This is a genomic window from Chenggangzhangella methanolivorans (genome assembly GCF_019797865.1).
GTDB lineage: Bacteria > Pseudomonadota > Alphaproteobacteria > Rhizobiales > Methylopilaceae > Methylopila > Methylopila methanolivorans.
This window is the reverse complement of record NZ_CP081869.1, coordinates 2,006,989-2,030,123: the sequence shown is the minus strand read 5'-3', so window position 1 is coordinate 2,030,123 and position 23,135 is coordinate 2,006,989. Positions and strand designations below refer to the sequence as shown.

25 protein-coding genes and 1 pseudogene are annotated in these 23,135 nt (G+C 59.9%); 22 read left to right on the top strand and 4 right to left on the bottom strand.

The window, feature by feature from the left end:
• Positions 1 to 2: 2 nt before the first annotated feature.
• Together K6K41_RS10605 and fdhE are read left to right on the top strand one after the other, a co-directional pair.
• On the top strand, positions 3 to 296 hold the full coding sequence (locus tag K6K41_RS10605; RefSeq protein WP_261405009.1) for a formate dehydrogenase accessory protein FdhE: 294 nt from the start codon (positions 3 to 5) through the stop codon (positions 294 to 296).
• On the top strand, positions 275 to 931 hold the full coding sequence (gene fdhE / locus K6K41_RS10600) for a formate dehydrogenase accessory protein FdhE (RefSeq protein WP_261405008.1): 657 nt from the start codon (positions 275 to 277) through the stop codon (positions 929 to 931). Before K6K41_RS10605 ends, fdhE begins: the two co-directional genes overlap by 22 nt.
• Before the next feature lie 312 nt (positions 932 to 1,243).
• Here fdhE and K6K41_RS10595 read toward each other — a convergent pair whose 3' ends face one another.
• A complete protein-coding gene (locus tag K6K41_RS10595) occupies positions 1,244 to 1,630 on the bottom strand; it encodes a response regulator transcription factor (RefSeq protein WP_261405007.1) in 387 nt (128 codons plus the stop codon).
• 277 nt (positions 1,631 to 1,907) lie between these two features.
• Here K6K41_RS10595 and K6K41_RS10590 point away from each other — a divergent pair, with 277 nt between their 5' ends.
• From K6K41_RS10590 to tetH, 9 genes and pseudogenes are all read left to right on the top strand, one after another.
• On the top strand, positions 1,908 to 2,492 hold the full coding sequence (locus K6K41_RS10590) for a response regulator transcription factor (protein ID WP_261405006.1): 585 nt from the start codon (positions 1,908 to 1,910) through the stop codon (positions 2,490 to 2,492).
• A 153-nt stretch (positions 2,493 to 2,645) separates the two neighbouring features.
• The gene (locus tag K6K41_RS10585; protein ID WP_261405005.1) at positions 2,646 to 3,473 is read left to right on the top strand and encodes an alpha/beta fold hydrolase; all 828 of its coding nucleotides are present in this window, start codon (positions 2,646 to 2,648) and stop codon (positions 3,471 to 3,473) included.
• Positions 3,474 to 3,635: 162 nt separating this feature from the next.
• Positions 3,636 to 4,640 carry a PAS domain-containing protein gene (locus tag K6K41_RS10580; RefSeq protein WP_261405004.1) on the top strand — a complete coding sequence of 335 codons (1,005 nt, stop codon included), beginning with the start codon at positions 3,636 to 3,638 and terminating at the stop codon, positions 4,638 to 4,640.
• 44 nt (positions 4,641 to 4,684) lie between these two features.
• Positions 4,685 to 4,879 (top strand): annotated as a pseudogene (locus K6K41_RS30365) (PAS domain-containing protein); the annotation flags it as partial.
• Between the two features lie 43 nt (positions 4,880 to 4,922).
• Positions 4,923 to 5,663 carry a sensor histidine kinase gene (locus tag K6K41_RS10575; RefSeq protein WP_261405003.1) on the top strand — a complete coding sequence of 247 codons (741 nt, stop codon included), beginning with the start codon at positions 4,923 to 4,925 and terminating at the stop codon, positions 5,661 to 5,663.
• A 383-nt stretch (positions 5,664 to 6,046) separates the two neighbouring features.
• Complete coding sequence (locus tag K6K41_RS10570) at positions 6,047 to 6,460, top strand: DUF302 domain-containing protein (protein ID WP_261405002.1); 414 nt, start codon at positions 6,047 to 6,049, stop codon at positions 6,458 to 6,460.
• A gap of 79 nt (positions 6,461 to 6,539) precedes the next feature.
• Positions 6,540 to 7,760, top strand: coding sequence for a sulfite dehydrogenase (gene soxC / locus K6K41_RS10565; RefSeq protein WP_261405701.1), 1,221 nt, complete (start codon positions 6,540 to 6,542; stop codon positions 7,758 to 7,760).
• On the top strand, positions 7,747 to 8,289 hold the full coding sequence (locus K6K41_RS10560) for a c-type cytochrome (protein WP_261405001.1): 543 nt from the start codon (positions 7,747 to 7,749) through the stop codon (positions 8,287 to 8,289). The genes soxC and K6K41_RS10560 overlap by 14 nt, the downstream gene beginning before the upstream one ends.
• Positions 8,286 to 9,098, top strand: a complete 813-nt coding sequence (tetH, locus tag K6K41_RS10555) for a thiosulfate dehydrogenase (RefSeq protein ID WP_261405000.1) — start codon at positions 8,286 to 8,288, stop codon at positions 9,096 to 9,098. Before K6K41_RS10560 ends, tetH begins: the two co-directional genes overlap by 4 nt.
• 24 nt (positions 9,099 to 9,122) lie before the next feature.
• Here tetH and K6K41_RS10550 read toward each other — a convergent pair whose 3' ends face one another.
• The gene (locus tag K6K41_RS10550; RefSeq protein ID WP_261405700.1) at positions 9,123 to 10,040 is read right to left on the bottom strand and encodes a LysR substrate-binding domain-containing protein; all 918 of its coding nucleotides are present in this window, start codon (positions 10,038 to 10,040) and stop codon (positions 9,123 to 9,125) included.
• A gap of 110 nt (positions 10,041 to 10,150) precedes the next feature.
• Here K6K41_RS10550 and K6K41_RS10545 point away from each other — a divergent pair, with 110 nt between their 5' ends.
• The 10 genes from K6K41_RS10545 to K6K41_RS10500 all read left to right on the top strand — a co-directional run bounded on the left by K6K41_RS10545 (position 10,151) and on the right by K6K41_RS10500 (position 16,925).
• The gene (locus K6K41_RS10545; RefSeq protein WP_261404999.1) at positions 10,151 to 10,567 is read left to right on the top strand and encodes a cupin domain-containing protein; all 417 of its coding nucleotides are present in this window, start codon (positions 10,151 to 10,153) and stop codon (positions 10,565 to 10,567) included.
• Between the two features lie 213 nt (positions 10,568 to 10,780).
• Positions 10,781 to 11,089, top strand: coding sequence for a hypothetical protein (locus tag K6K41_RS10540; RefSeq protein WP_261404998.1), 309 nt, complete (start codon positions 10,781 to 10,783; stop codon positions 11,087 to 11,089).
• A gap of 168 nt (positions 11,090 to 11,257) precedes the next feature.
• Positions 11,258 to 11,479, top strand: coding sequence for a DUF2188 domain-containing protein (locus K6K41_RS10535; RefSeq protein ID WP_315855170.1), 222 nt, complete (start codon positions 11,258 to 11,260; stop codon positions 11,477 to 11,479).
• A gap of 54 nt (positions 11,480 to 11,533) precedes the next feature.
• Positions 11,534 to 11,932, top strand: coding sequence for a response regulator transcription factor (locus K6K41_RS10530; RefSeq protein ID WP_261404997.1), 399 nt, complete (start codon positions 11,534 to 11,536; stop codon positions 11,930 to 11,932).
• A gap of 167 nt (positions 11,933 to 12,099) precedes the next feature.
• Positions 12,100 to 12,489, top strand: a complete 390-nt coding sequence (locus K6K41_RS10525; protein WP_261404996.1) for a hypothetical protein — start codon at positions 12,100 to 12,102, stop codon at positions 12,487 to 12,489.
• Between the two features lie 348 nt (positions 12,490 to 12,837).
• Positions 12,838 to 13,671 (top strand): DMT family transporter, encoded by an 834-nt coding sequence (locus tag K6K41_RS10520; protein ID WP_261404995.1) that lies wholly within the window; start codon positions 12,838 to 12,840, stop codon positions 13,669 to 13,671.
• The gene (locus K6K41_RS10515; protein ID WP_261404994.1) at positions 13,668 to 14,681 is read left to right on the top strand and encodes a zinc-binding alcohol dehydrogenase family protein; all 1,014 of its coding nucleotides are present in this window, start codon (positions 13,668 to 13,670) and stop codon (positions 14,679 to 14,681) included. The genes K6K41_RS10520 and K6K41_RS10515 overlap by 4 nt, the downstream gene beginning before the upstream one ends.
• 27 nt (positions 14,682 to 14,708) lie before the next feature.
• Positions 14,709 to 15,170 (top strand): hypothetical protein, encoded by a 462-nt coding sequence (locus tag K6K41_RS10510; RefSeq protein WP_261404993.1) that lies wholly within the window; start codon positions 14,709 to 14,711, stop codon positions 15,168 to 15,170.
• Complete coding sequence (locus K6K41_RS10505; RefSeq protein WP_261404992.1) at positions 15,119 to 15,838, top strand: L-dopachrome tautomerase-related protein; 720 nt, start codon at positions 15,119 to 15,121, stop codon at positions 15,836 to 15,838. Before K6K41_RS10510 ends, K6K41_RS10505 begins: the two co-directional genes overlap by 52 nt.
• Positions 15,839 to 16,520: 682 nt before the next feature.
• Entirely contained in the window at positions 16,521 to 16,925 is a 405-nt protein-coding gene (locus K6K41_RS10500; protein WP_261404991.1) for a DUF983 domain-containing protein, read from the top strand.
• 22 nt (positions 16,926 to 16,947) lie between these two features.
• Here the strand turns inward: K6K41_RS10500 and K6K41_RS10495 are convergent, their stop codons facing one another.
• Complete coding sequence (locus tag K6K41_RS10495; RefSeq protein WP_261404990.1) at positions 16,948 to 17,820, bottom strand: helix-turn-helix transcriptional regulator; 873 nt, start codon at positions 17,818 to 17,820, stop codon at positions 16,948 to 16,950.
• Positions 17,821 to 17,964: 144 nt separating this feature from the next.
• Here K6K41_RS10495 and K6K41_RS10490 point away from each other — a divergent pair, with 144 nt between their 5' ends.
• Positions 17,965 to 20,121 carry an ATP-binding protein gene (locus tag K6K41_RS10490; protein ID WP_261404989.1) on the top strand — a complete coding sequence of 719 codons (2,157 nt, stop codon included), beginning with the start codon at positions 17,965 to 17,967 and terminating at the stop codon, positions 20,119 to 20,121.
• Between the two features lie 371 nt (positions 20,122 to 20,492).
• On the opposite strand, the gene K6K41_RS10485 is transcribed toward K6K41_RS10490, so the two are convergent.
• The gene (locus tag K6K41_RS10485; protein ID WP_261404988.1) at positions 20,493 to 22,904 is read right to left on the bottom strand and encodes a PAS domain-containing protein; all 2,412 of its coding nucleotides are present in this window, start codon (positions 22,902 to 22,904) and stop codon (positions 20,493 to 20,495) included.
• Positions 22,905 to 23,135: the final 231 nt, after the last annotated feature.

Sequence of the window (23,135 nt, the reverse complement as noted above, 5' to 3'; positions counted from 1 at the left end):
AAATGCTTCGTGGACCGAGATTCGACCTGGACGCGCTGAGGCCAGATCCGACCGCGATCGGAGACGTGTCCGCACCGACATTCGCGATCGTTCCTGATCCGAGATCCCTTTTCTCAGATCGGGCGCAGCGGCTTAGGACCTATGGGGGCGTCAGCCCGATGAAGCTCTATCTCGACTTCGTCGCGGATATCGCACAGGCCCAGTCAGAGACTGTTTTGAGCCAAGGCTGGGCGCCGACAGACGTCATGGCAGCTCGGGCGCGAGCACCTTCGGGATGCCGCCGATCGATCGAGTAAGGCTTGCTTCCGACGCGACGATCATTTCGACCCTGCACCAGTTCCTCGATAGGCTGGAACACTTCGTTATGCCCGTGGCTGCAGTGACCGCGCTTCACCGCGTGCGCCACGCGGCAAAGGAAGAGACCCAAGCATGGCAGCGCAGCGTGCTTGAGGGCGGGTCTCTGGTCGATGAGCTTGCTGAACATGCCCTCGTAGCAGCCGGCCTTCAGGTGCATTTGGCGACGCTGGCGGCGGGGCTTGATCCAAGCGCGCTTTCGCCAGTGGGCGACGGTGTCTGCCCGGCATGCGGTGGGGCTCCGGTCGCTTCGATCATAGTCGACCGCGCAAATGCGCATGGCAATCGCTACTGCGTTTGCTCCATGTGCGCGACGCAGTGGAATTTCGTCCGTATCCGCTGCTGCTCTTGTGGCTCAACCAAGGGAGTTGGTTATCAGGAGATCGACGGCGCTAATGGGACGATCAAGGCTGAAACCTGCGACGAGTGCGGGACCTATGTGAAGGTCATGTACGAGAACCTCGACACGACCATCGAGGCCACCGCAGACGACATCGGAACTCTGGCGCTCGACCTGCTTATGAAGGACGGCCCCTACCGCCGTGCGGCGTACAATCCGTTTCTGCTCAGGTTCTGAGCGTCATGTTCGAAGGGTGAGAAAGGCGCCTACTACACGACGCCTAGGGACGTCGGAGATGAAGGTTCGCAACGCTAGCCGGCAGATCGCGCGAGACGTATCGGTGGTGAGCTCCCATGAGACCTTCGGCCCTCGCTATAGCCCGGTCCGCGAAGCATCAGCCTGCGGCGGCTCGAGGTCCTCGTAGGCCGGCTTGCGGCTACTAGACCCACAGAGCTGATGCTCTGCAGTCGTCGACGAAGCCTTGACGACGTAACGCTCTAGGGGCGATCTATCAGATCTCTCTGCCCGCGTTGACGCTTGCCGAGACGCCTAGATGGTTTCCGGGTCGACGCCACCAGCGGCGCAAACCGTGGCGAACAGGTCGTCGGGCTCGAACGGCTTTTCCAAGACGCTATAGGCGCCGAAGCGGGAAGCTTGCAGCCTGACCGCTTCCGTCACGAACGCCGAAATCACGACAGTCGGGATCTCGACTCTTCGCTGACGCAGCTCTCCAAGGAGCTCGATGCCGCTCATTTCTGGCATCTGAACGTCGCTCACCAGGCAGGAGAACTGCTCAATATCTCCGCATGACAGAAGACTCAGGGCGTCGGCGAAGCAAACCACTTCCAGCCCACCGCTTCGAAACAAAGCGTCGAGAGAGTATCGGACGTCCTCGTCGTCGTCGACGACTGCAATGACAGGAGGCTTCCGCGGCATGGAGCACCCCTTTGAAACGCTCACCAACTTGTGCAGTTGGACAGGGCTTATAACCCACGCAAGCCATACGACGGTATATGCCGTCAGCTTTGTGCTTCGCTCTCCATTTCGTTACGCTTGCCGCGCTGACGACCCGCTCCGATTTTCCTGAGAGACTCGATTTCGCAGGGCGGTGACAGTCATATCGGGCGTCTCGGCAGCCCGACGGAGGTGGGGATGCTCGTCGAGTGTGACTTGAAATAGAGGGGCCCATCCAACGCCTCCCCAGGTCATCGTTGTGGACGACGATGACGGTGTGCGTGAGGCGCTCAACTTCCTGTTCCAATCCGTAGGCCTGCTCGTGACGTCATACGCCTCGACGCGGGCGTTCCTCGCTGCGGATCTGCCTGATTGTCCTTGCTGCCTGGTTCTCGACGTCAGGATGCCGGAGGAGAGCGGCCTCGAGCTCCAAGCCAAGCTCAACGTCCGTGGAGACAAGACGCCGATTATCTTCATCACCGGCCATGCCGATGTTCCGATGACGGTGAAGGCCATGAGGCTGGGCGCGGTCAACTTCCTTCCCAAGCCATTTCGCGATCAGGAGCTGCTCGACGCCGTCTGGGAAGCGATCCGGTCCGATTCTGAGCGCCGTCAAAGTGAAATGGGCTTGTCAGAACTTCGCAAGCTTGCGGAGCAGTTGACGCCTCGAGAGCTGGACGTCCTGAAGCTGGTCGATCGCGGCCTTCTCAACAAGCAGATCGCCTTCGAGCTCGGATTGGCGGAGGTCACCGTGAAGATGCACCGCAGCAATGCCTTTAAGAAGCTGCGAGCGACGACCGCGACGGATCTGATCCAGAAAATTCGGACTCTCGACATCCGCTGACCGAGGGCGCTAGCCGATCACCAATAAGCAATTCAGCCCTGCACCGAAGTAGAGCCGCGGCATACCGCCGTATGATTTCGGCGCCGGGAACCTCGAAGCATCATCTGTCCGCAGCGTTTCAAGGGGTGCGTCCCCAAGCTAAGGATCCAGACGATGCCTTTCGTTACGACGGCAGACGGTACGAACATCTTCTATAAGGATTGGGGTCCGAAGGACGCCCGCCCCATCGTGTTTTCTCACGGTTGGCCGCTCTGCTCGGACGCGTGGGACGGCCAGATGCTATTTCTGGTCCAGCAGGGCTTCCGCGTGGTGGCGCATGACCGGCGAGGGCATGGTCGCTCTGATCAGCCTTCTTCCGGTAACGACATGGACACCTACGCCGATGATCTCGCGGCGGTTCTGGACGCGCTCGACATCCGCAATGCCGTGATGGTCGGCCATTCTACGGGCGGTGGCGAGGTCGCCCATTATCTTGGTCGTCATGGTTCGAGCCGGGCCGCGAAGGCGGTCCTTATCGGCGCCGTCCCTCCGATCATGGTCTCGACTGCGCAGTGGCCAGACGGTCTCGACATCTCGGTGTTCGACGGGATTCGCAACGGCGTGTTCGACAACCGCTCGAATTTCTATCTCGAGCTCGCAATTCCATTCTACGGCATGAACCGCGGGGGGGTGGCGATCAATGACGGCCTTCGGCACACTTTCTGGAACCAGGGCATGATGGGTGGGATCATTGGCCAGTACGCATGCGTCCGCGAATTCTCGGAGGTCGACTACACCCCCGATCTCGAGAAAATCGATATCCCCGTTCTGGTGATTCACGGGGACGACGACCAGATCGTGCCGATCGCTCACGCCGGTGCCTTGACCGCTAAGATCGTCAAGGGAGCCGTCCTGAAGATCTATCAGGGCGCCCCGCATGGTCTCGCCTCGACACATCAGGACAAACTTAACGCTGACCTGCTCGCCTTCGCCAAGGACTGAGCGCTCAGCCCGGCGCGCCGACGGTTGTCGGCGCGCCATCGCCACGAAGGCGTCGACCGCAGACCCGCTGGGTGCAGCGCGCTCTGGGCCAACCTGCTTACCCTCAGCTTGCCGTTCCTCGCGCGATCGCGAATAAGCGATGGAGAGCAAGCGAGTGCGAGCATGGTTCTGGCCGAAGCCCTGGATCTCGTTGGCGACAGCGTCGTCACCGTGGACGTAGATGGGCGGATTAAGAGTTGGAACCTCGCTGCAGCCGCCCTTTATGGGGTGAAGCCGAATGACGCGCTGAACCAAGACATCGAACCGCTGCTTGGAACGTATCCCGAAGAGGCGAAGCTGCAGCTTCAAACGCGTGGCTCATGGACGGGGCGTCTTGAGAGGAAGCGAGCGGATGGCTCCACCATTCGAGTCCGCGCGCGGTTGGCGAGGTTCTCGACTGCGGCAAGTGACGACGATCGAACGATCGACGTTTCGACATTAATCGACGAAACTCATCCCGCTGAGAAGAAACTCCAAGATATCGAATACAGATACCGTAACCTGTTTGGCGCGGTCGCGGCGTCATTCTGGGAGCTGGACTTCGTGGCCGTCGGAGAAATGCTGAGAGATCTACGCCAGACAGGCGTTACTGATCTTCGCTCGTATTTCGCTCAAAACCCAAAATATGTTCGCGACATGATGCGCGCGACGCGCATCATCGACATGAATGACAGATCGATGCAGCTATTCGAGGGTAGCAAGCGCGATCTGCTCAATTCGAGCATCGATCAGTTTTGGCCTTACGAAAGCACCAAGGACTTCGCGAGTTCGGTTTTAGCCGCAATCGGCGGCGATCCGCATTTCATCGTCGAGACTCGAATGCAGACACTGCTCGGCCGTGTCTTCGACGTCCTGTTCACCGTGACATTTCTACCGGGCACTGTCGGCACCGGAACGCTGCTGATAGGCATCACCGATATTTCTGATCGCGTGAAGGCAAGCAAGGATCTCCAAGAGGCCAACCTTCGCCACAGGATGTTTCTGGAGGTTTCCTCCGTTGCTCTGTCAGAGATGATCTCACCGGAACTGGCGCACTGTTTCGAAGATTTACGCGCAACGTCCGTGATTGACCTAAGCGCCTATATCGACGAGCATCCAGAGTTTATCGACTTGCGCTCGCCAATGTAAGGTTCGGCGAAGCCAATGAAGCTGCGGTCAAATTATTCGGCGCAATCTCACGCGAAGACCTGATCGGTCGGACGCTTATAGACGTATTTGTCCCAGGGCGTGACGTCTTCCGATCCGCTCTGGAGAACGTCTACAAATCCAACTCCGCATTCCAAGCGGAAATGAGAGTGCGAAGTCTCGATGGGCGGCAGGTGGACACGATATTCTGCATGGTGTCGCCGCCAGAGCTTCGCAAGAAGGGCATCGTTCTCGCAGCCCATCTTGATGTCACCGAGCAGGTCAATGTTCGACGTGATCTCGAACGTTTGCGCAAAGGGGGTCGCGCATTCCGCTCGAGTGGCGATGCTAGGAGAACTGTCTGCATCGATCGCGCACGAAATCAGTCAACCGATCACGGCGATCACGACGAACGCATCGACTCTCGAACGTGTCCTTCAGCAAAAAAACCTGAACCTCGAATTCGCCAACGGCGTGTCTCAGAGGCTGCAACGGGACGCAATGCGGGTCCGTGACATCATCCAAAGAATTCGAACGCTCGCCGCCAATCAGGAAGTCCAATTCGAACCGGTCAATCTCGATACAGTCGTCAGCGACACGATCACGCTTCTAGCGCACGAACTGCAGGAGCACGAAGTCGCCCTGACCAAGAGCAACAGGGTTTCCGCCCCAATCGTTATCGGCGATCGCGTTCAGCTTCAGCAGGTCATGGTGAACCTCATCATGAACGCGATCCAGGCGATGCATGCCTGCCCGCCGCGCAACAGAAGGGTGCAGATCGAGCTCGTCGAAGCAGACCATCGATTGATGATATGCGTCACGGACTCCGGCGTTGGCTTTCCAGACGGCGCTGCCAGCGAGATGTTCGAAAGCTTCCGCTCGACAAAACAGGGCGGGCTTGGATTGGGGCTGGCGATCTGCCGTTCCATCGTTGAGGCGCATGGCGGCTCGCTTACAGCAGGCAATCGCTTGGACGAACCAGGGGCGGTGCTTCGAGTGAGCCTGCCCGCAGCCCCAAGCGAGTAGCCTTCGTCCGATCGGGTGCGAGTTCCTTAGCGACGCCCCCGTGCCGACGCGGAGTATCCTGTTCGTCGTCGCGCTGGGCGGGACCGGCTTCCAAAGTCTCGATAGTGGCGTCAGCGGCGACCGAAAGCCCATCGCCCCAAGACCCCTTCAATCCGCCCGGTTTCTTTCGCGTGCCGTTACGCGACAGGCCTGACAGGCCACCTATACGAAGGTGTGTTCATTCAGGGTCTCGCGAATAGGTTTTGAACGCTTCTGTCCAAGTAGTCGTGGCGTAAAAACGTGAGAAAATGCCTCCATCAAATTCAGGAGGCGGCAGTGTACATTCGCGAATTGCTCGTAGGGGCTATGGCGGTTTGTTTCTGCACAGTTTGGCGGCTGGAAACGTGACCAAGGCGGGTGAAAATCATGATGGCGAGCTCATCAAGCTGAGCAGCGGATACCCCTTTGCGCTGACCGTTCAGAAATTGGACGCGGCGCTCGTCGGTAAAGGCTTCACAGTCTTTGCGACAATTGATCAGAAAAAGGCGGCAAACTCTGCTGGATTGGATATGCCGCCGACGACGCTGCTCGTTTACGGCAATCCCAAAGGCGGGACCCCGCTCATGGTAGCGGCGCCGGACTTCGCACTGGATCTTCCGTTGAAGGTCCTCGTACGCGAGGAGGGCGACGGACAGGTGACCGTGGTCTATCAGCCTGCAGCCTCACTCGACGGTAGGCATGGTCTGCCGGCCGGCCTGGCCGCAAAGCTCGGGGCAGGCGAGGCTGTCATCGCAGCTGCGATCAAGGCCCCGAACTGACGTCTGCGGGCGCGGTGGCGCCGACAATTTCAGGAATTGGAAGATGAGCTTGGAAGCTGAAACGGGTGGCGAGCCCGCGATGACGCACGTCCTCTCGCGCAGAAACATCCTATCGGCTGCGATGGGTGTTGCTGGCGCAGCGGTGGTCGAAAGAGCTTCAGCGGACAGCCTGGCCGATGTGCCTGAGCGGGGTCCAGGTAATCCGCTCACAGCCACTAGCGAGCGGTCTGAGTTCGTGCATATCGCGCGTCTGCCGGAGTCGACGCCCGGGATCCGCCATGTGGACCCCAGTCGGGCGATCAACTCCAAGGCCCCGCTCGACAAGCTGGTCGGGACGATCACGCCCGCCGACTTGCACTATGAAAGAAGCCATGCCGGCGTTCCCGAAATCGATCCGGCGAAACACCGCCTCCTCGTCCACGGGATGGTGCAGAAAAATCTCGTCCTCACGATGGACGACATTCTGGCGATGCCGTCGATCTCCCGGATCGCCTTCCTCGAGTGCACCGGGAATGGCTGGGAGAATTGGAAGTCGGCGCCGTCCGACGTAACGGTTCAGAACACGCATGGGCTAATCAGCACGAACGAGTGGACGGGGGTGCCTCTCTCGTTCCTCGTCGACCTCGTAGGCGTCGATCCAGCGTCGACGTGGATGCTTGCTGAGGGCGGCGACGGCTCTGCCGTGGCGAGAAGCATTCCGCTGACAGACGAGATCCTGTCCGAGGGCATCCTGGCTCATGGGCAGAACGGAGAGCCTCTGCGGCCAGCGCACGGCTTTCCACTCCGCCTCTTCCTTCCGGGATTTGAAGGCAACCTGAACATCAAATGGCTGCGCAGGCTGAAGTTCGGCACTCGGCCGTTCATGACCCGCTGGGAAACAGCCCGCTACACGCAACTTCAGGCTGACGGCTCCGCGCGACAGTTCCAGCTCCATCAGGATGTCAATTCCGTCATTACCTCGCCGTCCGGGATGATGGAGATCCGCCTAGGATACACCCGCATCACTGGTCTCGCATGGAGCGGCCATGGCCGCATCGTCAGGGTCGAGATCAGCACTGACGGGGCGAAGACATGGCGCGATGCGGTCATTAGCGCGCCCGCCCTTCCGAAGGCTCAGACGAGATTCCAGGCCGATTGGGTATGGGACGGCGCGCCGACGAAAATTGTCAGCCGGTCCACCGATGAAAAGGGCAACGTGCAGCCTGATCGCGCGAGCTTCATCGCCGCGCGAAACACGAACGCCCTCTTCCACAAAAAAAAAATCGATGCGGCCGGAAAGGTTCGCAATGTCCTGGCCTAAAGCACTGTCGCTCGGCGCGTTGGCTCTCGTCTTCGCGACAGGCGCCTCCGCTTACGATTTCGGCCGTCCTGCGACGCAGGCTGAAATCAAGTTGTGGGACATCGATGTCAGTCCCGACGGAACTGGCCTTCCTGAAGGTCGCGGGGACGTCGCCCGCGGTCGCGACGTCTACAATGACAACTGCGCCGCCTGTCACGGGGACAAGGGTCAGGGCGGCTTCGCCGACAGACTTCAAGGTGGCCAAGGTTCGCTGGCGTCCGATCACCCGGTAAAGACTGTCGGAAGCTTCTGGCCCTACGCGACGACGCTGTTCGATTACGTCCGGCGAGCGATGCCATATCCCGAGCCGCAGTCGCTGAGTGACGACGACACTTATGCGGTCGTCGCTTACATCCTGAACATGAACGGGATCATTCCCGCCAACGCGACCATCGATCGGTCGACCTTGCCCTCCGTCAAAATGCCGAACCGCGACGGCTTCGTGCCGGACGAAGAGTTTCGGGTGATCCACAACTCGAGACAGAAGTGAGCGGTCGCATCATGCCAGAGTTTCACGTCACCACGAGTCGGCGAGCGGCGCTCGGGTTCCTCGGGGCCTCGGCCGTCATCGCAGGTGCATCGCCGGCTCGAGCGGGCGATACGATCCGAAGCGGTTCATCGTCTGGTGAAGCGCTGCGAGCCCTGAAGGCCAGCCTGGCGGCAGCTCCGCGTCGAAGGTCGTTCAAAACCGTCCCATTCATGGTCACGAGGCCTGACGAGTGGGATCACGAAGCCGCGCAACTGGTCCTGTCGTACGGCCCTCGCACGATTCAAATGTGGGAGAGCACCGACCTGGGCGCTCCCTGGCTCAACCTGATGAGAGAGGCGCTGAACGGTCAGGTCTTTGCTCACAAGAACCCCGACTTCCTCCCGGTGGCTGCGGTTCACGGTTCCGCCCATCTGACGCTCTTCGACCAGGCGGCATGGGACATGTACGCCTTGTCGTCGCTGTCGGGAGGCAAGGCCACGGCGAACAAGTTCGTATCCGCCAAACCCGGAACCACCCCATCGGACGACCTGCAGGATCTGGGGGGCTATTACGGCCCTCAGAACAACAACATCCAGACCCTTCAAGAGCGTGGCGCGGCGTTCATCGCGTGTCACGACTCGATCCATGCGATCGCCCGCACGCTGCAGACGAAGAGGCCGACTGGCCCGTCCGCAGACATGATCGCCGCGGATCTCACCAATCATCTGGTGGAAGGCTCCATCCTCGTCCCGAGCGTGGTCGCGTTTCTTGCCGAGCTTCAGCGCGCGGCTTCACCTACGCCAAAGCCGACTGAGGGCGGGCGGACGTGAAGCCATTGGCCCGGCCCCGTCTGACTAGTTGAGCGCGGCTCGGCCGACGTCTCCCCCATCATTGCCAAGCAGTGACAGAGCGTGAGATCCCGCGAGCATTTCAGCCAGAAAAGTGACAAGTGGGCGAGCGAGATCGCCCGCTTGTCCTTCTTCGCCGAGAACGATGATTTCGGCCATCGGCAAGGCCGGCCAGTGCTCCGGCGCCTTCAGGATCTGAAGTCCCTCCTGCACGAAGGACCTGCCGAGCACCGTCACGCCAAGTCCGCCCGCGACAGCTGCTTGCGCGCCCATCAGGCTCGATGCCGTACAAGCTGGAATCCACTCCCTGCGGACAGCGTCGAGCGAAGAAATCATCAGGTCTCGATAGCTGCAGGGCTGCGGCAACATCACCAGTCGAGCGGGCTGAGTGAAATCTGGTTCGTAGTCGCTCGAGGCGAGCCAGACCAACGGCTCGCGCCAGATCAGGCGGCCACGCTGCGCCTTGCCTTCCTGCTTTGCGATCACCGCATCGATCTGGCCGGCGTCATAGGCGGCGAACAGGTCGGAGCTGAGGCCCGTGAGAAGGTCGAGGCTGACCCCAGGATAGATCCGACCGAACTTCGACAACATCTTGGGAAGTTGGCCCGGCAGGAAATCCTCGGAAACGCCGAGCCGCAAATGGCCGACAGCAGTCGGTTCACGGAACTCACGCATCACCTTGTCATTGAACTCAAGCATTTGCCGGGCCGCCACGAGCAACCGCTCTCCTTCCGCGGTCAGCTTGAGCGAGCGGCTGCTGCGCTCGAACACACGGTGTTCGAGGATCTCCTCGAGTCGCAGAACCTTCTGGCTGACCGCGGATTGGGACCGGTTCACGACGTCGGCTGCAGCCGTGAAGCTCCCGGTTTCTGCGACGGCAACGAACGCGCGCAGCAGGTCGATTTCGAGATCAGGGTATCGGATCACGGAATTCGCTCGACGTTTCAATCGCGGCGTTGCGATCGGAAAAACTTATAGACGTGGTTGAGTTTCATCAATGGCCTCAACGGGGCGAGAGCTCATGGAGATGCGAAATGACGGATGTAGCCAAAGCGAGTCAGCGCTTCGATGTGATGGCGATCGCCGCATCGTTTCCCGACACTGCTCAAACGCTGCTGCTCGACCGATACCTCACAAGCGAGGAGGCGGCGAGCGCCCGCGTTTTTCGGGTCTATCGAGAGACGCCGCCCCACTTTCATGCGACCTGCGACGAGTATCTCTTCGTGCTCACAGGGCGAGGCACGTTCTGGATGGAGGATCCTGCATCGGAGGCGGAGTTCGGGCCCGGCCAACTTCTTTTCTTCAAGAAGGGCGTGGTGCACGCCTTGCCGAAAATTCTCGAGGGCCCGCTGACCTTCCTCTCCGTTGACACACCGCGGCGGGATCCCAAGGACATCGTCTTCGTCAACCCGGCCGACGGCACGCCCGAGGGGTTTGTCCAGCAGTATTAAGCGAGGCCTCGGGCGCACATCGCTCTGGATGACGCGAGATAGCCAAGGTTCACAAGCGTAGCAGCCGCGCTTGTGAACCTTGATTTTCTCCACCCCTGAACGACCGGTCAGGTGACCGAACGCCTGCAGGTTCGAGTTCAGTCAGATCAGCGGCTTATTATAGCATACCACTGTATTACAATTGGATACTTGCGAAGAAATGAAACCCGGAAATTGAAGAACTATTCTCTCTTCATCGGCCGCTGGGGTCGTGGACACAAACAGAAGAGAGAAATTGCCATGAACAAGATCTTTGTTGCGATCGCTTCCGTGATCATCACCGCCTCGGTCGCTCAGGCGGCCCCGGCTGCTCGCCACTCGGCGGGCGTCAGCACTGTTGAGGCGAGCCAGGCTGACCAGCGCTCGGGCGCTGAGATCCTTGGTGGCTTCGGCGCGGGCGACCGCTCGAATTCGGTCTCCGAAGGCGCTGGCATCATCGGCGGGTTCGGCCCGGCCAAGTCTGGCAGCCACTTCTCGAAGTAAATTCGAGCCTTGACTGCGTCCACTGGGCTCTCAGGCTGTATCTGAGAGGACGCCTGAGAGCCCTGAATTCGAAAATCCAATTTATGGCGGACAAAGCAAACACCTTGGCGGCGCGCTCGCGAACCCGCCGAGGTGTTTTCTCGCGTTATCGAACATGAGGCGAATCCAATGTCACACGAAGTCTACAGCGTCATCGAGCACGATGGTGGATGGGCCTACCGTGCGGAAGGAACGATATCCGAGACTTACCTCACGAAGGCAGAGGCGCATCGCGCGGCGGAGCGAGCTGCCCGGAACCAGCGCTCGCCAGGCGAAGATCGCGAAATTGAGTTTGAGAGGTCGACGGGCGCTGGAGGTCCGAGCACGCCGACGGCGGAGATCGCCCGCTGACGGAAGTCAGAGACGCCTAACGGCCCCCACAAACACAAGTCACGGAGTTGCCCCATGGGCGATCCTCCAACGATTGCGGTCGTCGATGACGACGAGGGCGTCCGACTGGCGACCCTAAGCTTGCTGCGATCTTACGGCTTCGACGCCCTGGTTTTTGGATCCGGGGCAGAGTTCCTTGCCGAGACGACGAGCCAATCGCCAGATTGCATGATCTGCGACATCCAAATGCCGGACATGACCGGGCCGGAGTTGGTTCTCCGGCTCACGCAGGAGGGACGACGATACCCTGTCATCTTCGTGACAGCGTTCGCTACTCAGGAACTCCGACGGCTCGCCATCGCCTCTGGTGGCGTTCGGGTTTTGGAGAAACCGAGCTCGGCCGACGACCTCATCGCTGAAGTCGAGAAGGCGATCGCCGACTCATCGAATCCGAGCACTTGGGCCGCCGCTTAAAGTAAGGACGCATGCCTCGGTGCACAGAGTTCGCCCGGATGAATATATCGATCAAACCTACGTATTAATTTGAAGAACAAGCGTAGTATACAGAAAGTCATCAAGGTCATCCAAATTAATCCTCAGAAGACGCCGCTGGTGGCGCCTCTGGAAAAAGGATGACTGTCATGAAGACCCTGATGTTTGCTTCTTTCGCCGCTGCCCTCGTTGCAACCGCCGCGGTCGCCGAGCCTTCAGCCGAAGACTGGATGCGTCGCGACTCCATCATGAACCACGCGCCGCTCGAGCATTCGAAGAGCGAGACCGGAACCCGCGGCGCGGTGCACGGCGCCAAGACCGTCGGCGCGCTCCAGACCGAGACCCGTGGTCTGGCCATCAGCAGCGAAGACGTTCGTCGTCAGGGCGGACTGGTGACCGCCGGCGCCGTGCGCTGGATGTCCGGACCGGAATACGTCGCACTTAACGGTTCGATGAAGAAGCAGCCCAAGGCCACTGATGGCCGGATGCACCAGGACAACGACCAGGGCGAGTGGACCTCGGACCGCAGCAACGGTTGAGGACCGCTGCCGGACCCGTCGCCTCTGCGACGGGTCCGGCCCTCCTGCCATCCAGACCTGACGACTCCCACGGATCTCGCCGGCGGACACCGCAGCCGCCATCAGTCGAGAAACGACTAGATGCAAGAAGAACTATGCGTTTCTTTTATCTTCCTGTCTTGACCATCTTTGGTTTCGCCTCCGCCCAGGTGGCGGCGGAGGCCGGTAAGGAATCTGGAGATGACAACGGTCATGGCAGGTAAATCGCCCCGACCTTCGCGATTTGCGAACTCGAAGACCGGTCTTGGCGTACTGAGCTCTCTTGGGCTTGCCTGCGCCATTCTCCTATGGGGTGCGAACTGGCCGGTGATGAAGGTCGGTTTGAGCCACGTTTCGCCGCTGTGGTTCTCGGCGCTGCGATTTGCGACGGGAGCAGCTTGCCTGTTCGGTTGGCAAGCGCTGCGAGGTGATCTGCAAGCGCCCAAGCGCGAAGATTTGCCCTTCATTGCGTCGATCGGCCTGCTTCAGATGACGCTGTTCACGGCGTTCGGCGCATGGGCAATGACCGAGCTTCCCGCAGGCCGTTCAGCGATCCTGAGCTACACGACGTCGATTTGGGTCGTGCCTGCCGTGTACTTGCTCGGCGAACGAATTCAGCCGCGTCGCCTCGTTGGAGTTGCGTTTGCAGTCGCTGGGGTGGCGATCCTGCTGAACCCGCATGCTGTGAACTGGAGCGACCGCCGTCTTCTCGAGGCGAACGGATTATTGCTGGCGGCATCCGCATGCTGGGCAATCTGCATTCTCCATCTCCGCTACGGACGCCCAGCCTCCTCGGCGATTGCTCTAGCGCCCTGGCAGATGGCCTTGGCGACAGTTGTCCTAATGCCGACGGCGCTGGTTTTCGAAGGCTTGCCAACGGGCGACGGCACGGCGGCGTTTTGGCTATCCCTCCTCTTTGTTGGGCCCGTCGCCACCTCTTTCTGCTTCTGCGTGGTCAACGCGGCGAGCAGCCGGCTGCCCGCGAGCGTGATGTCAACGCTGATGCTTGCCGTTCCCGTGACCGGCCTCGCCATCTCGATGGCCACTCTACACGAGCCTCCATCCGTCGACCTGCTGCTCGGCGCGCTCGTGATCGTCATTGGCATCGCTGTGAACGCGATGCCCTCCCGTCCCAACACCATCAGTCTGGAAGCGAAGTCATGAAAGCCGTTGGTTTCTACAAGTCATTGCCTGCAGGTGATCCGAACTCGCTTGTCGACGTCGAAATCGCGAAGCCTGAGCCAAAGCCCCGAGATCTGATCGTCAAGGTCCAGGCAATCTCGGTGAACCCTGTCGACGTCAAGATGCGTGGTCGCCTCGCCCCCGCAATCGACGTTCCGCATGTGCTTGGCTACGACGCCGTCGGCATCGTCGAGTCGACAGGCTCCGATGCGAAGCTCTTCAAGCCGGGCGACGCTGTATTCTACGCGGGCGCGATCGATCGTCCTGGAGCCAACTCTGAGTTCCATGCGGTCGATGAGCGGATCGTCGGACCGGCCCCCAAGTCCCTCACGCCCGAACAGGCGGCCGCTCTGCCGCTGACGTCGCTGACCGCCTGGGAGCTGCTCTTCGACAGGCTTCGCGTTCCCTATGGTCGGATGGCGACGGGCGACGCGATCCTGATCGTCAACGGAGCCGGCGGCGTCGGCTCGATCCTGACCCAGATCGCCCGTCGCCTGACCGGCCTGACCGTGATTGCGACCGCGTCGCGGCCCGAAACTGAGCGCTGGTGCTTCTACATGGGAGCGCATCACGTCATCGATCATCGCAAGCCGCTTGATCAGGGGCTGCGTGAGATCGGCATTCCGGAAGTGCGCTACGTCGCGGGATTGACCGCGAGCGACCTCCATCGCGATGCCATTGTGGCGGCCCTCGCCCCTCAGGGCGCGCTCGCCATGATCGACGACCCGGAGAGCTTCGACGTCACTCCGTTCAAACGGAAGAGCCTGTCCGTCCACTGGGAGCTAATGTTCACCCGAAGCCTCTTCGGGACCGCGGACATCGAGGAGCAGCACAAGATCCTGAGCGAGGTTTCATCGCTCGTAGACGCGGGCGTCCTGAGAACCACGCTCCGCGAGGAGATGGGGCGGATCAACGCTGCCAATCTCCGTCGCGCGCATGTCGCTCAGGAGAGCGCTCGCTCGATCGGGAAGACGATCCTGTCGGGCTTTTGAGGCGGCTTCTGGAGAAGGAACACGGATATGAAAGCGATCATCTCCTTTCTCGCAGCCGCGAGCATGTTTGCCGTCGCGCCGCCGTTGGCTGCGCAGACGATAGGGGTGCTTGAGGACGTGGCACGGTTCGACGGTCCCATGCCGACCGGTGTCACCGTAGCTTCCAGCGGGCGCGTGTTCGTGAACTATCCGCGCTGGGGCGACGACGTTCCGTTCACGGTCGCCGAGATCAAGGATGGAAAGGCGACCGCATATCCCAATGAGGACCTAAACCGCGGAGATCCTAGCCGCCCCGCGGACACCTTGCTCAGCGTTCAGAGCGTCGTCGCGGACGGAAAGAACCGGCTGTGGATCCTCGACACGGCCGCCCGGGGTTCCAAACTCGTGTCTCGGGAGGCGCAAAGCTGGTCGCTGTGGACCTGGCGACAGACCGTATCGTGCGGACGATCGTCATTCCCGACGACGTCGCCCTCGCGACCACCTATGTGAATGACGTCCGATTTGATCTCAGGAACGGGGATGGCGTCGCCTACATCACCGACTCTTCGGTGAGCGGGCCCGGCGGGATCATCGTGGTCGATCTCGGCACCGGCCGCGCCGTCCGTCGGCTCACCGGACACCCTTCGACGTCGCCCGACCCGTTGTTCAAACCGGTCGTCGACGGCCGCGAGATGCTGGTGCGACCCAAATCCGGGCCGACCAAGCCGTTCCGCGTCGCCAGCGATGGAATCGCGATCTCTCCGGACGGCGAGACGCTCTACTACTGCCCGCTATCGAGCCGTCGCCTGTACGCGGTTCCGACCTCGGCGTTGCGGGATCCGTCCCTGTCTGACGCAGATCTCGCCGCGAAAGTAACAGAGCTCGGCGAGAAAGGTGCCTCTGACGGCCTCGAGACCGATGACAAGGGTCGCGTTTATGCCGGCGACTACGAGAACAACGCCGTTCGACGTCTGGAAAACGGCGCCTGGACGACGATCCTCCAGGACGACAGGGTGTCATGGCCGGACACGTTCTCGATCTCGGGTGACGGCTTCCTCTATTTCACGGCGAACCAGCTCCATCGTCAGGCCGGATTTAACGAGGGCGTGGATCTTCGGCGCAGGCCCTATCACCTCTACCGGGTGAAGATTGGAGCTGGACCTGTCGTTCTGAAATAGAACTATCTTCGGAAGCGAGAGAGACGGCGGACGATCATTCGTTCGCTGCCTTTTTATTGAACCAATAGAGCTACCAAACCTGAGCATTATCTTCTCAAACTGCAGAACGATTTCGGACCTCTGCCGAGTTTCGCACATTGCTCCCGACCGGCGCCGTCTGATGGCGTCCTGAACGGGATGTCAGAAATGAGATGTTTGATCGCTTTTAGCGCGCTCGCGCTCACGGTCACTGCCGCGATCTCGGGGTCGCAAATGGGCTTCAGCCTTCACATTGCCCTGCCGGCGACCAGTGTCGCCTCAGAACTCATGCCTCTCGCTGGACCCTTCTATTTGCCGACCGGCGTGCCGCTCCCAGGGCGGATCGACCGAGCCGAACTGGCCGGGTCGATTGGCGAGGATCGGCGGGGGCTAGCTGTACCCGTAGATGCTGTCCGCTGGCGCCATCAGCTCTTTCCTCCAAGCTGGAACAGCTTGGAGACTACGGACGTCAGACGTGCCGACGTCGTCGGCGAGCCGAGCGAAGAAGACCTAGACACGCGCCGCGGCCGACGGCTGCGAAAGGACCGAGACACCGTACGTGGCGAAGATGAGGCCTAGGCGGAATGGCGTCTCGCGATCGCCTCAGCGATGAGCCCCGGACCCGTACTCCCTAAAACACTGAACACAGGCGAAGGACGCCGATATGAACGATCGCGTTTACCCAAAGCTCAAACCCTACATCGTAGGCCCATTGGGTCGCTGCCCGCGGTGCGGAGAAGGAAGACTGTTCTGCGGTTTCCTGACGCTTCGGCCATCTTGCGAAGTATGCGGTCTCGACTTTTCATACGCTGACCCGGCCGACGGCCCTGCCTTCTTTGCCTCGATGTTCTTCTGCCTGCCGTCAATTTCGTTCGCGGTCTGGCTCGAGCTCGCGTTTCAGCCGCCATACTGGGTGCACGCGATCACGACCTTGCCGCTGATGTTGGCGACAGTGATCCCGCCGTTGAGGCCCTTAAAGGGCTGGCTGGTCGCCAGCCAATTCTATCACAAGGCGGCCGAGGGACGGTTGGTCCGTGAAGGTGAGGTCGCCGATCCACGGACCTGGTGACGCCTTCGCCAAGCGAGAGGGATCACCTCACAAACTGAGCGCGGAATTGCGTCGGCGTCATGCCCATCAATCGACGGAAGCTGTTCGAAAGGTGCTGAGGGTGGCTGAAGCCACAGAGAGCAGCAATGTGGCTCAATGGGTAGCTCGTCTCTCTCAGAAGACGCTGCGCTCGTTCCAGTCGGCACTGAAATACAAACCGCGCAGGGGTCTCGCCTCGCGTCTGCTTGAAGCTGCGAGAGAAGTGCCGAACGCTCATCCCGGCGATGTCGGCGAGATCGACGAGCTCAATGGGTTCATGCAACGTCGATCGAACATACTCGTCGATCAATTGGAGTACCGAAGCGGACAACGGTGTGGCTCCGGTTCTGGAGCTGTCGCCGGTTTGAAGCTTCTGCAGTCGTGCGATGGTTTGAAGCGTCCAGCCATCCGCCATGAGGGGAAAAGTGGCGTCGTCCCGCCACGTCATGAGTTCGCGAAGTCCGCCTTGGATCGCTTGGTCGCTGAACCCGGTAAGCGGCTGCTCGAGCAATGCGGCGGCGCCTTCTCCGAATAGGGACGGGTCGATCGAGACGACGTCGTAACTGCAAATCCTGTCGGTCGACATCAGCCCTTCCGAGATCATCCCCGGAGGGACAGACGCAAGGCAATCCGTCTGGCGGCCATCAATGACCGCGCTCCGACCACCGACCTCGACTTCAAGCGGTCGGATGCCGCTTCTCAACCAGAACAGAGTGAAGTTGGGCTGCCGAAAGCGCCAGTATCCCGTTTTGACGATCTCGCGGGTAACCGTTTCGATCCGAACGCTCGAGGTCGATCGTGAGCCAGAACTTATGATCGTTCCGTTTGCATGCCGGTAATACGCGCCGGGGTCGGCTTGAACGTCCTCGTCCTTCATGAGGCAAGCTCAAATGGACGGACCGCGTCTGCGCCATCATACGGGTGTATGACTGGCAGAAATGAAAAAATGGACGATGAATGGCCCGCAGATGCAAGTATGGCCGTCCAATGCCACATAGCATGAAGGCGGCAGACTTCGGCGGTGCTGTGGAGGAGCTTCCGTGACGTCATTGAATGGCTTGACTGGATCAGTCGGCGTTTGGATCGCGCCAGGGTTGCGTCGGTCACCCTCACTCATGAGCGCTCCGTCACTCTCTCGCGCGACGCTGTGGGGTCGACGTTCTTGAAATCCGGCAACGTCTTCACGGCGCTCGCGCTCGCAATCGCTAGCGCCGTGTTCGCTGCGGACACCCTTTATGCGACGGACGTCAGTATCTCGGTTCTCTACGTGCTGGCGCTCGGAGTAGCCTCGTTCGACGCGCATGAGGGGCGTCTGTCTTGGTTCACGCTTGGCTGTCTGGGGCTCGCAGCCCTTGCATGGGCGATCTCTCATGGAGCCTCGCCGACCTGGAGTAGCCTTCTGAAGCTTACTGCGTCCGCCATCGCGATTGCGATGACGGGGGCCCTGCTAGAGAACTTCAGAAAACTTCAGTCCGTGCGTAAAGCGTTGGAGGAGAGCAAATTCGAACTTGAGAACCTGACTGACTCTGTTCCCCATATTATATGGCGGGCCACCAAAGAAGCTTACGTCGACTTTTACAATAAGAGATACACCGAGATCATCGGAAGAGATTTTCGGGAGACGATTGAGCGCCAGGACTGGATCGAAGATTTTCATCCTGACGATCGCGGTTGGTATCTGGAACGAGTTCGGACGGCCTTTGCTGCAGGCGATGAGCTTCGAGCCATCTATCGCCTGCGCCACGCCGACGGCAACTACCGTTGGGTTTCACTCGTGGGACGTGCAGTTCGCTCTCCAGAGACCGGTGAGATCATCCGCTACTATGGCGGCACGACAGACGTCCACGAGGAGGTCTTGGCACAGATCAAGATCAAGGAGCTCAATGAAACGTTGGAGCAGCGGGTCGCTGAACGATCCGCTGAACTCACCCGGACCGAAGCGCGTTTCGACAGCATCTTCGACCTCAGTTCTGTCAGCTTTGCTGAATTGGATTTGGGGGATGCCCAGATCGTCCTTCAGGATCTTCGGAACGCCGGCGTCGTCGAATTTCGTACATATATCGAAAAACATCCGGTGCTGTTGGCGCGGTGCATCGCGGCGACAAGAACCGTCCGCGTCAATGAGGCCTTTGCTCGCCTGCTCGGCTTTAATAGCTGCAAGGAATTGGCCTCTCGCAAACACGAAGAAACATCGGAGGAATACCGTCGGATTGTCACGCACCAACTGGAGATGGCTTACCACGGGCTCAGCCATATCGAGGGGCGAGCAGTCCTGACGGGGAAGGACAGTCGCAAGGTGCCCGTTCACTACACGGTCAGCCGCCTTGAGACTGGGCGGCAACTCGCGACCTATGTCGACTTCACCAATCAAGCGCAGATCGAGGAGATGCGCTTGGCGGTTCAAGAGGAACTTGCCCGCGCCAATCGGATCGCGACCGTCGGCGCCTTTTCGGCGTCGATAGCGCATGAACTGATTCAGCCAATATCGTCGATGACGATGGACGTGCAGACCGGGATGCGACTGCTAAAACGAGCCTCCCCGGACGTGAACGGGGCTATCGAGACGTTCGAACGGCTCATACGGTCAACGCAGCGGATCTCGGGGATCGTCGAGCGCACGAAGAATGCGGTGAAGGGAGGGCAGCGGAAGCGGACCTTAATCGATCTCCATGCCCTTACGCAGGAGGTTCAATCATTGCTCGAGCGCGAAATGCGGAACAGCAAGAGCAAGATAATTATAAGATCCGACGACTCGTCGCCACGAGTTGTCGCGGACGCGATAGAGCTGCAGCAGGTCGTCATAAATTTGGTCAAGAACGCGATCGATGCGATGCAGAACGTTCAGCCTTCCGATCGTGTCGTGGAGATCGACATTGGGTCATCGGGGGCGTTGGCCCGGGTGTCAGTATTGGATCGGGGGGCTGGCATCTCTGATCATGTGCTTGAGAACATGTTTAGACCGTTTTTCACAACGAAATCTAACGGTGTTGGAATGGGCCTCCAGATCTGCCGCTCAACAATTGAAGCATTTGGAGGAGACCTAAGCGCGCGAAACCGCGAACGCGGTGGAGCCGTTTTCGAATTTACTCTGCCGGTGGATCGTACAGACACGGTTCCAGCAAGAATCCACGACTTGAAACGGACAAAGAGCTTTGGTTCAGGCCAGATGCCTACTTAAGGCTGAAGCTTCCGCATTTACCGCGCCGCTGGCGCCACCGCGTGCAGTCGCCGAAGCGCAAGACGCTTCAGCGATTGGCGCAAGCAGGCAAGGCCACAATAAAATCAAATACCCATACGACGGTATGAGGTGTTTATATTTTTCGACAATATGCTCAAGCGCCTTCGATCAATAGCTTAATCGTCGTCGACGAGATGACTTCTGGTGGTCTCCTGGACATTCCTCCCTGAACTTGTGGGTGGCGAGACATCGTCACCCACGTCTTTTTCGCGCCAGCGCCGTCAAGGTGGCAACGAGTGTCCCGGCGCATCGGTGGCTGCAGTTTCCGGAAACGCCGTCCGTCCGACGATGGCTACTCATTCCGGCGCCCTTTATCGGCGCGCGTGTCCCTCTTCGACAAACGCAACCGGAAGATCGAAGGCGAAGCTTGCGCCACCCTCGGGTAGGTTGGCGACCACAAGTTGCCCGCCCATGCCCTCGATGGCCGTTCGGCAAATTTGCAGACCCATGCCAATGCCGGTCGGCTTGGTGGTGAAGAAAGGCTCGAAAAGTCGTTCTACGTGCTCTTCGGGAATTCCCGGCCCCGTGTCTGAGACGCTTACACGTACCGCTTCGTCCCGGCAGCCGATGGCAATGCTGATATGTCGAGGCCCAGGTTGGTCACGCATTGCGTCAGCCGCATTGCTCACCAGGTTCACAAACACCTGCTGCAACTCAACAGGATCGCCATCAACCATCAGCGACGAGTCCTGCGGGCATCTGATGGAAAGGCCGACGCCCGACCGTTTCAGGTCGTGCTCCAAGAGATCGTGCGTCTCCTCCGCTAGGCGGCATATATCGATCGCCTTCACAGCGCGCCGGCCAGCAACAATGTTCGCCCTTGTCCGCTGGACGATGCCAGCGGCTCGCTGTGCAGTCTTGTCGATGCGCTGAAGAAGACGACCGAGCACATCGAGGTCCGGATCGCCGCGACCAATGTACCGAAGGCCAGCCTGCGCTTCCACCAGCAGAGCCGTAATGGGTTGATTGAGCTCGTGGGCGATCGATGCGGAGAGCGCCCCTACAGTCGCTACGCGATTGGCGCGAGCCAATTCCGCCTGTGTAGCGCGCCGCAACCCTTCGATGCGCTCCTGCTCGGAAAGATCCACGAAGCTTGAGAGATAGACGCCTTCCGCGAGTCGAGACACGTTGAAGTAGACGGGAATACGCTGACCACTCTTCCCAAGCAGCGCCGTCCGGCCGTCCATGTGGTCTGTTTTATAGTAATACATCTCGAGCTGGCGGAGCAGCATCTCTTCGCCATCCTCGGTGTTCCGAGTAGGCCAATGCGCAATAAGCTCAGTTGCGCTTGCGTAACCCATCAACCTCGCTAGCGCTTCATTGACCCGTGTCGTGACTAGGCTGAGGGTGCGTTCACGCTCTTTGGGATGGCTCGCCAAAAACTCGCGAAGATCGACGACCCCGTTCGATTTGAGTTCGTCCAGGAATTCGTAAGCCGCGCTGAAGTCCGTCTCGGCGAACGTCATGTTGCTCACGTGGAACAGGCCAGCGTAGCGGGTCTCGGTCCGCATGAGCTCAGCGGTCCGTTCCGTGACGCGGCGCTCGAGCGTCTCGTTCAGCTCGCGCACCTTCTGGTGCGCTGTCACTTGTTCATGGATGTCGGTGACGCCGCCGTAATAGCGGATGTCGTCAGAGCCTTCGGCGATTGGAACTGGCCGCCCGAGGAGAGACATCCATCGGTAGCTTCCGTCTGCATGCCGAAGCCGGAAGGTTGCGTTCAGCTCCTCTCCGGCCGCGAAGCTCCTTTCAAGGTTGGCCATATAGTCCGGCCGATCATCCGGATGAAAATCCTCGATCCAGTCCTGCTTCGCCATTACAGCATGCAGATCTCGGCCGGTGACTTCAGTGAAGCGTTGGTTATAGAAATCGACTTGAGCTTTCCGGTTGGCCCTAAAGAGAATTTGCGGCACTGAATTTGTAAAGTTGATCAACTCGCGCCGACTGTCTTCAAGCTCTGCGCGCACCCTAATGAGTTCTTCTTGCGCAATGACCTCGTTGTGGACGTCAGAAAGTCCGCCGAAGCGTTCAACAAGACCGGTGAGTGGCGAAAACGCGGGATTGTCGTAGATCTGCATCCAACGGTAGGAGCCGTCCGCTTGACGAACCCGGACCTTCAGGTCCGTCACCGTCCGACTGGCGACAGCTGCGGAGACGGTCTCATTGAGTGCCGGAATGTCGTCGGGATGCACGACGTCATTGTAGCGCTGCCCTTCCAGGACTGACCATCGATCGAGCCCTGTCACGGTGGTCCAGCTCTCGTTGAGATACTCGATTTCGCCTTGCGGATTGGACCGCCACAAGACGAACGGCACCGAGTTTGCGAAGAGTTCGACCTCTGATCTGCTGCGCTCCAGATCTCGCGCTTCGTTGCCTCGAACTGCTTCCGGCTGACCAGCAGAGCAGCAGTGACGCCGATCGCTACGCAAACGAACAGACACTGCAAAGCACTCATGAAGGTTGGGCTCGGGTAATGAACGATCACCCAAGCGCTGATCACAAGCGCGCCGCATGACAGCGCGGCCCACTTCACGGCTGTCTTGCCGCCGCCTGCGGAGACGATAACGAGCACCGCCAGATACAAGATGGAGATCGCGAAATCGTATCTCGCGAGGCTTGCTGTCGCGAACACCGATCCGGCGAGCAAGACCGCGGCCCCCAAAAGGAGTGACCTCTTCAGTCGTTCGTTCATTCCGGGCCGGCTCTTCGTACGGGCGGGTCTTCATGTAACGATACTCGCTTGTCGCGTCTGATCCATCCGGTCCCCGACGCAGTGCCGTCCTTCCTCGCAATTGAAATCGGTGCCATAGTCGTCGAGCTGTGGCGTGCCGTGGCGCACCGAGTAGGCGCTCCAAGTCTCAGATGATTTCCGCATTCGGCCGGGGAGTGACCACTTCTGGCGGATTGCGTTGAAAAAGTCGGTTGCTTGGCGGGTCATCTGAGCTGACGGCCGGAAG